The sequence below is a fragment of the Paenibacillus germinis genome, from assembly GCF_013141785.1.
In the GTDB taxonomy this organism is placed as follows: domain Bacteria; phylum Bacillota; class Bacilli; order Paenibacillales; family NBRC-103111; genus Paenibacillus_E; species Paenibacillus_E phytorum.
Window position 1 is genome coordinate 151,280 of record NZ_WHOC01000149.1, and the last position, 12,722, is coordinate 164,001.

Here is a 12,722-nt window from a genome sequence, read left to right on the forward strand (position 1 = left end):
TCAAAACGAGAAAGTATTTCTTTAATTTTCAGAATTTTCGTACTATAATAAATCTATCAAGATATCGCTTTCATTATATGAAGGAGGAATTGATATGAGCAGTCATGAAACGAATGGATTGGTGTTTGTCTTTACTGGCACTAGCGGTTCTGGTCGTAAAACAATTGCCCATCACATTGCCAAAGAGCTTGGTTTCTCATCTGTCGTCTCCTACACAACTCGAACACCTAGACCCAAAGAAATCAACGGGAAGGATTATAATTTCATCTCACGCAAAGTGTTCATCGATTGTGACATTGCAGGTGAATTTTTTCAAACTGTTGAAATTGACGGGAATTTCTATGGGATTAAGAAAGCGGACATCGATGAAGCGCTTCGCAAAGACGGACTTATCTATGTCATTGTGAATCGTTATGCAGCTAATCGTTTCAAGTATACATTTGGAGAAAGGGCTATCCGCTTGTTCATCTATGTCAACAAACAAACGATCATGGAACGCATGCTTGCTCGAAATACACCTACTGACGTCATTGACCACTACATGAATCACTACATAGAGGAAGTCTCCTACCGGAAGGATTGTGAGCATGTTTTTGAGAATATGAATTTACAAGAAACGATCGACAAAGTGAAGGCAACCATGCTCGCCCATATGCCAACTACAACTAGTTAAATATGCTAATAACGCCAAGAGACCCGGTGATCGACATCACCGAGTCTCTTTTTTACGATCCAACATTCATTTTAATGGCGCTTTTTTCCGCTTCAAGGCCACGAATCCGCCTAATAGTGATACCGGTACGATGACGACAAAGCCAATCAACTCATACCATAACGGAATACTATGATTGGTTAACATGGAATCAAATCCGATTGCAGCGCCGATGACACCAATAATGGCCGCATTGAAATATTCGGCACGCTTCGCAACCTTAGCGGCGATGTATCCGCCAAGAAACGACCAGAACAAACCAACTACCAATAGCAAAAGTAATAGGCCTACATTCGAATATATAACACTTACATCCTGCTCATCCACCGGGCGATTAGCAAAATATATACCGCCAATTAACGCAGTCGATATCAAAGTCCCCAAGTTATCAACCGCTACACCTAGCAGTACACCCAGAAAATGAAATTTTCGTTCACTTTTTTGTTCAACCATAGATTCTTCTTCTCTCCTGATCACTTCGATCTACCAGCCTTATCCATAATACCATGTGGCCGCCTTAGTATCCAGTTCTTACCTTGCAGACCTTGAAGAGTTTGCTGTCTCTTCGGCAATCTTCTTCACGTAGTAATTGCGCTTTTCAAGAAATTGAGTCATATATTTGGCTAAAAACAAGTGATCGACAAGCTTCCCCAATCCTCCGAAAGGTGAGGTGTAATCAAACGTATCCACCATCAAGGTGCCTTGTTCTACAGTTACAAATTCATGTGTATGATGAAATCGCTTGAACGCCCCTCTTACCATTTCATCTACAAAGTAATGCGGCTTAGCCATCTCAGTAATCTGGGCAGTCAATTGCTGCTTAATACCAAAATGGTAAGCTTCCCAAGTCACTGTTTCTCCACACTCAATCAAACCGTGTGTCCTGCCTGCTATCGCTTTTTCCTTCGTATGGGAGGTTGATTCCGCATGGATATCAATACTCCTTGCCAAATCAAAACACACCTCGATAGGTGCATGAATAAGTAACTCCTGTCGTATAGTTGGCATGGCCCCTCTACTTCCACCAAGTTTCTATTGGGTGATCCGCGGCATTCACAATAACAGTTTGCCCTATTTTCGGTGTGACAATTGACACTTTGTTAGCATGTGCTGCCCTTGTAGCACGCTCTACTGGATCTGTCCAGTCATGTAAGGCCAGCGTGAATGCTCCCCAATGTATCGGTATCATCAGCTTCCCTTTCACATCCATATGGGCTTGAACCGTTTCTTCCGGCATCATATGAATATCAGACCAGCGATCATCGTATTGACCGCACTCCATCAGAGTAAGATCGAACGGACCATATTTAAGCCCAATTTCTTTGAAATGAGAGGAATACCCACTATCACCACTGAAGAAAATGCTGGACTGCTTTCCTTTGATCACCCACGAGCACCATAAGGTTGCAGCGCGATCCGTCATGCTTCTCCCCGAAAAGTGTGTAGCCGGCGTACAGGCCAACGTTAATCCTTCAAACGTAAACTCATCCCACCAGTCATACTCTTCGATCTTCTCAGGCTGCACACCCCATCTGATCAGATGACCGCTTACCCCAAGCGGGACAAAAAACTTGTTCACTTTATGCTTTATTTTCATTATCGTTCCATAATCCAAATGATCATAATGGTCGTGTGACAGAATAACAGCATCAATCACTGGCAGCTGCGCAATCTCAAAAGGCAATCCCCCGCTATATCTTCCCTTCCCGAACCATGGAAACGGCGAAGGCGCTTTTCCGAGCATGGGATCTAATAATAGGGCTTTTCCATCAATTGTAAGTAAAGAAGCCGAATGACCAAACCAAGTCACTTTCGTTTCCTGATCCTTGATCAAATTGGGGGTTCCCATCGCAAATTGCTTCTTTGGACGTCGATTAGGACTGCTTTTCGCAAAATCAAGCAAGATCCCCACGGTATTCATGAAGCCCATATTCATCATGGTAGGAACAGGGTTTTCGAATTTCCCATTCAAATATTGAGAGGATCGAGAGAATGCCTGAGCCTTCTCCTTCGATGGTCTCCGTCCAAAAACAGGATAAACATTCATAAAAAGAACAATAACGCACACAATTCCAACTACTATACTCGTCAATATAAGTAACAACTTCTTTGCCTCCATGTTTAAAGATATTGGGATAGTCTTTTACGACTAGATGTATTAACGTAAAACCTCATCGTATGGTTCCAAGATTTGATTAACAACCCTGATTCCTTCGTCTAGATAACTAAATTAATGGGGTCTATGATTGTATGATTAGCATGGGCAATGCTCCTTAATCGTCTAGAAAGTCTCGATTTTTTTCAAGAATAGGGACAATAGCACAATCAGTCGATTCGCCCAAACATTCCTCAAAAATAGTCATAAGCTATCTCGAAACACAAACCACTTTCAGTTGGAGGTTGATTCGGATGAGTTGTGGAACTGGCGTAGGTTATACTTCTTCAGCAGCAATCTTGGTACTGTTCATTTTACTGGTTATCATCACTAGTGCTTTTGTTTGGTAATTTAGAATCCAAATACAGAAGGGCTACCTATCAGCATAGGTAGTCTTTCTGTGGTCAATTATATCAAAGAATTGTTCATTTTAAGTTATTAATAAACATAAAAAAGAACGCTCTAGATAAGAGCGCCCTCTTTATAATATATAGTATTGCAGCCATCAATTCAAAACGTTGGACTCGATCGTGACCAATTCATACAAATCATTCACATCACACCCCAGGGTGTCAGCGATAGATATAGCAGACTTAAGCGGCATGATTCTTTTGTTTTCAACAAAGTCGGTAATCCGCTCTGGCTTGTAAAGTAAAGTTCGAGCGAGTTCAGAGGCAGTCATGTTGGATTCAAGTAATCGCTCACTAAGTAGGCAGCGACCGAGCTCATATTTCATTCTGATGACCTCCGAGACATCCCAAAGATTCTAACCCTCTCAAGAAACCTTATGCTCGATGCGAAGCTTATCTGCTACCATTGCGATAAATTCGCTATTCGTCGGCTTAGATTTCGAGATATTAATCGTATATCCGAAGATAAACGAAATGGAATCAATGTTGCCGCGCGTCCAAGCGACTTCAATCGCATGACGGATGGCGCGCTCAACGCGGCTAGGTGTAGTCTTGTACTTCTCAGCAATAGCTGGGTACAAAGTTTTGGTGATCGCACCAAGGATTTCGATATTGTTGTAAACCATCGTAATCGCTTCGCGAAGATATTGATATCCTTTAATATGTGCAGGAACGCCGATTTCATGTATGATGCTGGTGATATTAGCATCTAAGTTTTTACCTTTAGGCATATGTACAATATTTGCACGTGATGTCGAAGTCGTTGCGGATGCTTGATTGTTACCAACAAGCTGGCGAATACGGTTTGTTAGCGTATCCATGTCAAAAGGCTTGAGAATGTAGTAAGAGGCTCCAAGTTGCACAGCTTTTTGAGTGATATTTTCTTGCCCAAAAGCGGTTAGCATGATGATTTTCGGTTGTGTGGGAAGATTCATCTCACGCATTTTCTCAAGTACACCCAGACCATCCAAGTGAGGCCTAATAATATCTAAAATGAGTACATCCGGCAAATCACGTTGTTGTTCAAGAAAACGAAGAACTTCGTTACCGTTGTACGCCACTCCTACAATTTCCATATCCTCTTGCTCACCAATGAACTCTGATAATAAATGGGTAAACTCACGATTGTCATCTGCTAGTAACACTTGAATTTTTTGCAACTTAAAATCCTCCTTTAGCTACTCATACAAGTTGGTGTTTCTCTCTTAAGTAAAGGTATTCGACACCTCAACTTAAATTCCTTCTGTCGAATATTATTTTTCTTTTCTTTTATTTCACTTTCTTATATAATAATATATTTATCTTCTGTTTCCAACATTTTTCGACAAATTCACATAAAACCGTGTTTCCCCTTGTAGAATGAGGTTAAAATAAAATAAAGAATCAAAGGCTTCTAGCTCGCCTTTGATTCTTTGTAAGAGGCTCCTGAAGAAGGTCTAAGGATAATACCTGAGTCCTGAAGCATCCATTCTATGAAACAACCGTAACCACTTGTAGGATCATTCACAAATACGTGTGTAACGGCTCCGATTAACTTGCCATTCTGAATAATAGGGCTGCCACTCATTCCTTGAACAATACCGCCTGTTTTATCTAACAACCGTGGATCCGTGATTTTAATCACCATACCCTTTGTTCCTGGAATGTCTTGTTTGGATACGTGGACAACTTGAATGTCAAATTTCTCGACCTTCTGTCCTTCCACGACCGTATAAATTTGGGCAGGTCCTTCTTTCACTTCTTCAGCGAAAGCAACAGGTATGGCTTCTTTATCCAAACTATGGTCAGGAGCAGCATACATTTTTCCAAAAATACCGAATGCCGTGTTTCTTTCGATATTACCAATGACTTTACTATCTTTGTACAAGGTAGCATGTTTCTCACCGGGATCTCCATTGTGGCTCTTAGAAATAGAGGTTACATTAGAGTACACAATATCGCCGTCACCAACGATGATTGGCGTTTGGGTATCCATATCCGTGATAACATGTCCCAGTGCCCCGTACACGCCTTGATCTGGTGCGTAGAAGGTTAGAGTACCAACACCCGCAGCTGAATCACGAATGTACAGACCTAAGCGGTAGGACTTATCTACAACGTCATAGACTGGCTGCAGCTTCACAACAATCTCTTCATTGTTACGAAGGATTTTTAGCTCCAGCGGTGTTTTGCTTTCTCCGGATTTGGCTACAAGATCAGCAACTTTACTAACATCCTTGGAATCTTTGCCATTGATCTTAGTAATTAAATCACCTACTTGAATTTTCGCTTCTTCACCAGGTGAAACTTTTTGGTCTTGGGCAACAGTTACTAAATGATGACCTACGACCAAAATACCGGCAGACTTAATTTTCACACCGATCGTTTGACCACCTGGGATGACTTTCAAATCCGGCACTACATTGACCTTAACGGTCTTGATGGGGATTGCACCGAACAGCTTGAGCTTCATTTCTGTTTGCCCAGAGTGATCGGATTGCAAAGAAATGGGTTCTTTCAAATTAACTTGAAATGAGTGCTTGGCATTGCCGTTTACCTTTACAATATCCGTATCTTTTACCGTGACTTGGGCGTTGACCGGCATTGTTAATTGGAGCTGCTTCCCCTGACCGCTGAATAAGCGAAGTTCCTGAGGGAAGGAGGCAAAGCTTTGAAAAGGCGGAGACAAACTTACCATACAAACGAAGAAGACGAGCAGGAGTCCGAACAATCTTTTTCTTTTGCTGGATTGCAATATCTTCACGCTCCTTCACACTTCCTTGAGCCCTGACGATTGTCGTCGTCAAATGCGTACCTTTAAGTTAACCCCACTCTCCCCGTTTTATAACTGAAAATGCTGACTATCTATACTTTCATGCCCTTGCTTTCTTATTTCTTGCCATGGCAAGCATTTCCCCTGCATGATGCAGGGTGGTTTCCGTCACTTCTACACCGCCAAGCATTCTCGCTAATTCCTCAATTCGTCCAGAATCAGGCATATCTTGAACACGTGTAAACGTTCGTTCTTGATCCACTTCTTTCCGAATATAGAAATGAACATCTGCGAAACTAGCCACTTGAGGTAAATGCGTAATCGAGAAAACTTGGCAGTTTGTCGACAAAGCGGAAATTTTTTCTGCAATAGCTTGCGCCGCGCGGCCACTTACACCTGTATCTACTTCATCGAAAACAAGTACAGGAATTTGATCAATACGAGCAAATATGGTTTTCATCGCGAGCATAATACGAGAGAGCTCCCCGCCAGAAGCAATTTTACTAAGGCCGCGTAAAGGCTCTCCAGGATTGGGTGCCATGAGAAACTCAATTTGATCGATTCCTTGCCGTGAGTACCGTACTTTGTTTCCTTCAACAAGAATCCCACGTTCGTCAAGTATTTGTTCCACTTGTACACGGAACTGCGTGCGTTCCATCTGCAAATCACGAAGTTCATGCTCAATTTGACCCGCAAGCTGTTCAGCAATTCCTTTACGCAGATTGGAAAGATCCAAAGCCGCGACGCCTAACTGCTTTTCTTCAACCGCAAGCTTGTCCTCTAATTTACGAATATGCTCATCTTTATTTTCAATGGTATCAACTTCACTTTTAATTTTATCCAAATAACCAAGTATTTCTTTAATATTCTCTCCATATTTTCGTCGAAGAGACGTGATCATATCTAATCTTTGTTCAATAAAATCTAAACGTGAAGGATTAAACTCGATGCCATCTCGATAATCACGCAGTTGATAAGCAGCATCTTCCATCTGATAATAAGCGGATTGCGCCTGCTCGAGAAGAGGACTTAGCTTCGTTGGATCAAGTTGAACGATATCCTGCAGTCTAGAAACTGCCTTTCCGGCTGCATCTAAGCCACGGTTAGTCGCATAAAGGAAATCATAAGCCTCGGAAGAGCTTTGAAACAATTTTTCCGCGTTAGCCAGTTTTCGCTTCTCTTCGATTAAGGTCTCATCTTCCCCCATTTTGAGTTTTGCAGCCGAAATTTCATCGATTTGAAAACGATATAAATCTAGCATTTGAAGCGCCTGTTTACTTGTTTCTTGAAGCTCTCGCAGCTCTTTTTGCAGTTTCATATATTGATCATAGCTAGCTTGATAGTTTTTTTTCGCAGCCTCAACTTCAGAATCACCGAATAAATCAAGAGAATGAATATGTTCATCTACATTCAGCAGGGATTGATGCTCATGCTGACCATGAATATTAACCAGCCACTCTCCCGTTTTGCGAAGCATTGTCAAGTTGACAAGTTGACCATTAATTCGGCTGGAGCTTTTACCCGTTGCGGTGATTTCTCTACGAATAAGCAAATGCTCACTGGCATCTGCACTTATACCGAGTTCTGTAAGCGTATGCCAAACCGGATGCGTGGATGGCAATTCAAACATAGCTTCTATCTCTGCTTTGTCAGCACCGTAACGTACCAACTCCGAAGAGCCTCTACCGCCAACAATGAGTGTTAAAGCATCGATAATGATCGATTTACCAGCGCCTGTTTCTCCTGTTAGGACATGAAAACCAGCTTTGAAACGAATATGTACATGTTCAATAACAGCCAAATTCCGAATCGAAAGTTCTGTAAGCATGTGCTCCTCCTGAAATTAAGATAGTAATGACATGACATCATTCACAAAAGTTAGGCTGTTCTCTTTGCCGCGGCAAATCACAAGAATGGTATCATCTCCGCAAATCGTCCCCATAACATCGTTCCACTCTAGATTATCAATAAGTGCGCAAATCGTGTTGGCTGTACCTGGCAAACATTTCATCACGACAAGATTGTCGGTATGGTCAATGCTAACAAAATGATCACTCAAAGCTCTACGCAGTCTTTGCATCGGATTAAATCTCTGATCGGCTGGCATGGAATACTTATATCTGCCATCATCCAAGGGAACCTTAATCAGATGAAGCTCTTTGATATCGCGTGAGACTGTCGCTTGTGTAACATGAAAGCCAGCAGCCCGAAGAGTCTCCACCAATTCATCTTGCGTCTCAATCTCGTGGTTCGTAATAATCTCTCTGATTTTTACATGCCTTTGACCTTTCATCCTTACACCTCTATATGAAATGTGATTTTTTTAATTTTGTTTTGAGCCATATCGACATAAAGCACGCCGTCAGCTTCTGGATATATCAGACTATAGGCTAGCAGCATATCGCGAACTGCGCTACCTGTCATTTCTAGCGGTTTACGTTCCTTCGCTACTTTCACGAGGTAAATTCGTTCTTCTTTCTGGGCAAAATAGTCGATGAATAACCGGCTTTCCAGCTGTTCTCTTTCGTTGATCATCATGGTGATGGGAATTTTGGTTTTACCGGCAAGCACATCGAAGCCAGCTCCTTCAAGCAGCTCCACGACTTCATCCTGTGGTATTTCTGAGTGTCTAGGAATCCTTCTTCGCTTCTTATTCGGCCCGTCTAGCCACCTTTGGAATCGCCAAAAGATAATGCCTACAACTATGATCAGGATTAACAAAATGACTTTAACATCGCCTTGTTCCATGTCCTTCACCTCGCCATAGTATTCGCGGATTTACCCGTAAAATCCTTTTTTATGAAGCAAGGTTAAACGACTCCATCGTCCTTTAGGGACGAGTGCATTTGTCAAGGTAGATACAAAGCAAAAGTATTATATAACTGATACTTTCCTAGCTACTGAAAAAACCCATCTCTGGGCCGCAAAAAGGCGTTCTCAAAGATGAGTTTATTTACCATGCAATTTCTGTGCTTCTTTGACCGTCCCTGCAATCAAATCTTTCAGCGAAGAAGTGTCAGCAAGAGAGGTATCCTCAGCTGTATCACTTGACCAATAGGCAAGAAATTCAATATTCCCTTCCCCTCCTGTGATTGGTGAGTATGTCAGTCCTTTCAAGCGAAAGCCCAACTCTTCTGCAAAAGTTAACACAGTGGTCAGCACGTCCACATGCACATCAGGGTCGCGAACAACACCGGATTTGCCAACTTTCTCTCTACCTGCCTCAAACTGAGGTTTAATGAGGGCAACCACTCGCCCCTGATCTAACAAGATCTCTTTCAGTGGCGGTAAAATAATACGCAGCGAAATGAAAGAAACATCAATGCTTGCAAATGTAGGCCGTGGTCCGTTCAAATCCTCCATTTTCGTATAGCGAAAATTCGTTCTCTCCATAACATGAACACGCTCATCATTACGAAGCGACCAGTCCAATTGATTATAGCCAACATCGACAGCGTACACAGAGGAAGCGCCATTTTGCAGAGCACAGTCTGTAAATCCGCCTGTCGAGGCTCCGATATCAAGCATAACTGCTCCATTTAAATCGATATCAAATTGTTTCAATGCTTTTTCTAACTTAAGGCCGCCTCTACTCACATAAGGATGAAGCGCACCTTTCACTTTCAATACTGCCTTCCGGCTGATCTTCATACCCGCTTTATCTACAGGTTCTTCATCAGCAAAAACAAGGCCTGCCATAATGGCGGCCTTTGCCTTTTCTCTGCTTTCGAAATAGCCTTGCTCAAGAAGCAATAGATCTAATCGTTCTTTATCCGATGACATTGTGTTTGTATTACTCCTATTCTTATCATCCATAGCCTAAGCTCGTTGTCGTTTACGTGGAACTAGCTTCTTCACTTCAGTGACTAAGTTTTGTGTAGTAAGTCCAACCTCTTCACGTTGTTCCTTCACGCTTCCATGCTCAACGAAGTAATCCGGGATACCCATGATTTGCACGTGTAAGCCAACGACACTTTTGGCTGCGTAGAATTCTACCACACTGCTGCCAAGTCCACCTTGGATAGAACCTTCTTCCATCGTGATGATGGGAATAGACTCACTCGCTAGCTGGAGTAAGTAGGCTTCATCAAGCGGTTTAATGAATCTTGCATTAACAACGCGAAGGTTGATGCCTTCCTTAGCTAATTGTTCGGCTGCCTCTTCGGCAACTTGCACCATCGGTCCAACAGCAAGTACAGCAGCATAATCTCCGTCGCGCAATGTCTCCCACGTACCAATTGGAATCGCTTTTGGCGCTTCAACAATGCTCGCTCCCGTTCCGCTATTTCTAGGATAGCGGTATGCGATAGGTCCATCATTGTACTCAAGGGCAGTCTGCATCATATCTCTTAACTCGCGTTCGTCTTTCGGCATCATAAGCACCATGTTCGGAAGTGTCCGTAGAAATGAAATGTCGTATGCACCATGATGGGTCTCGCCATCTGGACCTACAAACCCCGCACGGTCAATAGCAAACGTTACGTTCAGCTTCGGACGGCAAATGTCGTGGACGACTTGGTCGTAAGCTCTCTGTAGAAAAGTGGAATATACCGCAAATACGGGTTTCAAGCCTTCACTCGCAAGTCCTGCACAAAGTGTTGCCGCATGCTGCTCCGCAATCCCGACGTCAATCATGCGGTTGGGGAACTGCTTTGCGAACTTCAATAACCCAGAGCCTCCAGGCATAGCAGGAGTAACTGCCACAATTCTGGAGTCCTTCTCAGCAAGCTCGATTAACGTATTCCCAAAAATTTCTGTATACATAGGAGGACCTACGGATTTAAGCACTTGACCTGATTCGATCTTGTAAGGTCCTGGACCATGCCAACTGTGCGAATCCTGTTCGGCTGGCGTATACCCTTTACCTTTGGTCGTTACGACATGAACAAGCACAGGACCGTTGACTTTCTCGGCCTGTTTAAGCGTATCGAGCAATACCGGCAAATTATGACCGTCTACAGGCCCAATGTACGTGAACCCTAATTCCTCAAACCAAACACCATTTAACACAAAATATTTCAGACTGTCCTTCAGCTTTTCCGCGGTTTTGGCCAAGGTGCCGCCGATGGCAGGAATTTTCTTAAGTAAATGTTCAACTTCTTCTTTGGCCTTTAGATAATGACGATCCGAACGAATTTTGCTCAAATAATTATGAATAGCCCCGACATTGGGCGCAATCGACATTTCATTGTCATTCAGAATGACCATAATATTTTTCTTCTCATGACCAATGTGGTTCATTGCTTCTAAAGCCATACCACCGGTAATCGCCCCATCACCAATAACAGCAACAACTTTATTATGTTCACCTTTTAGATCACGAGCCATCGCCATTCCCATTGCGGCTGACAGCGAAGTACTGCTATGCCCGGCTTCCCAGACATCATGTTCGCTTTCAGAACGTTTCACGAATCCACAAAGTCCCTTGTACTTGCGTAGGGTATCGAATTTATCTTTGCGACCGGTTAAAATTTTGTGTACGTAAGCTTGATGACCCACATCAAAAATAAATTTATCATACGGGCTGTGGAACAAGGTATGTAAAGCAATGGTGAGCTCAACCACACCTAAATTGGAGGACAAGTGTCCACCTGTAACGGACAGCTTCTCAATCAGAAATTGACGGATTTCACCAGCCAATGTCTCAAGCTCCGTCAAGGATAAACGCTTCAAGTCCTCAGGCCGATTGATTTGTTCGAGCAGCACGCTTGTTTCCTCACTTTCAATGTGAAAATACTGAGATCGATTTCACTATTATATCATAAATTGGGTATTTCGTGTAAAAAGACAAAAACACAAGGGCAATAATGCACGCAATAAAGGATTAATGATCCCTCTGCATTAAGTAATCCGCCAGTTGGAGAAGCCTCTCAGGGTGCGCAATCTGTGCACGAAGCAGTGCTTCTTTGGCTTGAATCGTTAAATCCTTGACCTTCTGTTCCGAAGCTTCGATCCCGATAAAAAAGGGATAAGTTACCTTCTGCTGTTTCTCATCGCTCTTCACAGGCTTACCTAACTTCTTCTCATCACCGATAATATCCAAAATATCATCCTGAATTTGAAAAGCAAGACCAATCGCATTCCCGAATTCGCTAAGTGCACGAAGTTGCGCAACCGTTGCGCCAGCAATATGACCGCCAGCACGTAAGGAGAAAACAATGAGATCACTCGTCTTATGCGTATGAATGAAAGCTAATTCTTCAAGCTTGGTAATGCCTTGCTCCCCGAGCATATCAGCAGCTTGACCGCCAACCATCCCTCTCGCGCCTGCATAAATGGCAAGTTCTTCTGTAATGGCTAACACACGTTCTGCTGGAATTCCGTGGCCTTTATGGGCCTGTGTAATGCTGAAGAATGCTTGAGTCAGCAATGCATCGCCAGCTAAAATGGCCATGGCTTCACCGTATACCTTATGATTCGTCAGCTTGCCTCGGCGATAATCATCATTATCCATAGCTGGCAAATCGTCATGAACCAGAGAGTATGTATGAACCATCTCAATGGCCAAAGCAACAGGCATTGCTGCTTCTAGGGAACCCCCTAGTACTTCTGCTGCTGCTAGCACCAGAATGGGGCGCAAGCGCTTGCCTCCAGCCATTAGGGAGTAGTGCATGGACTCACGCAGAGATCCAGGAACGTCCCAGGCTGCAGGCAGCGCTTGGATTAAAGCCGCTTCAACCATGTCTGCATGGG

The 12,722-nt window shown here is 43.1% G+C and carries 14 protein-coding genes; 2 read left to right on the forward strand and 12 right to left on the reverse strand.

Annotated elements, in window-relative coordinates; genetic code table 11:
* Positions 1–94: 94 nt before the first annotated feature.
* The gene (locus tag GC102_RS28105) at positions 95–673 is read left to right on the forward strand and encodes a guanylate kinase (RefSeq protein WP_171692441.1); all 579 of its coding nucleotides are present in this window, start codon (positions 95–97) and stop codon (positions 671–673) included.
* Positions 674–739: 66 nt separating this feature from the next.
* On the opposite strand, the gene GC102_RS28110 is transcribed toward GC102_RS28105, so the two are convergent.
* The 3 genes from GC102_RS28110 to GC102_RS28120 all read right to left on the reverse strand — a co-directional run bounded on the left by GC102_RS28110 (position 740) and on the right by GC102_RS28120 (position 2,684).
* Positions 740–1,165: a hypothetical protein gene (locus GC102_RS28110; protein ID WP_171692442.1), complete on the reverse strand. Its 426-nt coding sequence runs from the start codon at positions 1,163–1,165 to the stop codon at positions 740–742.
* A 78-nt stretch (positions 1,166–1,243) separates the two neighbouring features.
* Positions 1,244–1,720 (reverse strand): SRPBCC family protein, encoded by a 477-nt coding sequence (locus tag GC102_RS28115; protein ID WP_171692443.1) that lies wholly within the window; start codon positions 1,718–1,720, stop codon positions 1,244–1,246.
* 7 nt (positions 1,721–1,727) lie between these two features.
* Entirely contained in the window at positions 1,728–2,684 is a 957-nt protein-coding gene (locus GC102_RS28120) for an MBL fold metallo-hydrolase (RefSeq protein ID WP_376769416.1), read from the reverse strand.
* Between the two features lie 437 nt (positions 2,685–3,121).
* Here GC102_RS28120 and GC102_RS28125 point away from each other — a divergent pair, with 437 nt between their 5' ends.
* Positions 3,122–3,217 carry a YjcZ family sporulation protein gene (locus tag GC102_RS28125; protein WP_082615175.1) on the forward strand — a complete coding sequence of 32 codons (96 nt, stop codon included), beginning with the start codon at positions 3,122–3,124 and terminating at the stop codon, positions 3,215–3,217.
* Between the two features lie 155 nt (positions 3,218–3,372).
* On the opposite strand, the gene GC102_RS28130 is transcribed toward GC102_RS28125, so the two are convergent.
* From GC102_RS28130 to GC102_RS28170, 9 genes are all read right to left on the reverse strand, one after another.
* Positions 3,373–3,603, reverse strand: coding sequence for a helix-turn-helix domain-containing protein (locus GC102_RS28130; RefSeq protein WP_171643474.1), 231 nt, complete (start codon positions 3,601–3,603; stop codon positions 3,373–3,375).
* A gap of 39 nt (positions 3,604–3,642) precedes the next feature.
* Positions 3,643–4,437 (reverse strand): sporulation transcription factor Spo0A, encoded by a 795-nt coding sequence (gene spo0A / locus GC102_RS28135; protein ID WP_171692445.1) that lies wholly within the window; start codon positions 4,435–4,437, stop codon positions 3,643–3,645.
* 233 nt (positions 4,438–4,670) lie between these two features.
* Entirely contained in the window at positions 4,671–6,011 is a 1,341-nt protein-coding gene (spoIVB, locus tag GC102_RS28140; protein WP_171643477.1) for a SpoIVB peptidase, read from the reverse strand.
* A 118-nt stretch (positions 6,012–6,129) separates the two neighbouring features.
* Positions 6,130–7,857 carry a DNA repair protein RecN gene (recN, locus tag GC102_RS28145; RefSeq protein ID WP_171692446.1) on the reverse strand — a complete coding sequence of 576 codons (1,728 nt, stop codon included), beginning with the start codon at positions 7,855–7,857 and terminating at the stop codon, positions 6,130–6,132.
* A 15-nt stretch (positions 7,858–7,872) separates the two neighbouring features.
* Positions 7,873–8,322, reverse strand: coding sequence for a transcriptional regulator AhrC/ArgR (gene ahrC / locus GC102_RS28150; protein WP_171643479.1), 450 nt, complete (start codon positions 8,320–8,322; stop codon positions 7,873–7,875).
* Between the two features lie 2 nt (positions 8,323–8,324).
* The gene (locus GC102_RS28155; RefSeq protein WP_171692447.1) at positions 8,325–8,777 is read right to left on the reverse strand and encodes a hypothetical protein; all 453 of its coding nucleotides are present in this window, start codon (positions 8,775–8,777) and stop codon (positions 8,325–8,327) included.
* A 201-nt stretch (positions 8,778–8,978) separates the two neighbouring features.
* Positions 8,979–9,812, reverse strand: coding sequence for a TlyA family RNA methyltransferase (locus GC102_RS28160; RefSeq protein WP_171643481.1), 834 nt, complete (start codon positions 9,810–9,812; stop codon positions 8,979–8,981).
* A gap of 36 nt (positions 9,813–9,848) precedes the next feature.
* A complete protein-coding gene (gene dxs, locus GC102_RS28165) occupies positions 9,849–11,735 on the reverse strand; it encodes a 1-deoxy-D-xylulose-5-phosphate synthase (protein ID WP_171692448.1) in 1,887 nt (628 codons plus the stop codon).
* A 118-nt stretch (positions 11,736–11,853) separates the two neighbouring features.
* The gene (locus GC102_RS28170; protein ID WP_171692545.1) at positions 11,854–12,711 is read right to left on the reverse strand and encodes a polyprenyl synthetase family protein; all 858 of its coding nucleotides are present in this window, start codon (positions 12,709–12,711) and stop codon (positions 11,854–11,856) included.
* Between the last annotated feature and the right edge of the window lie 11 nt (positions 12,712–12,722).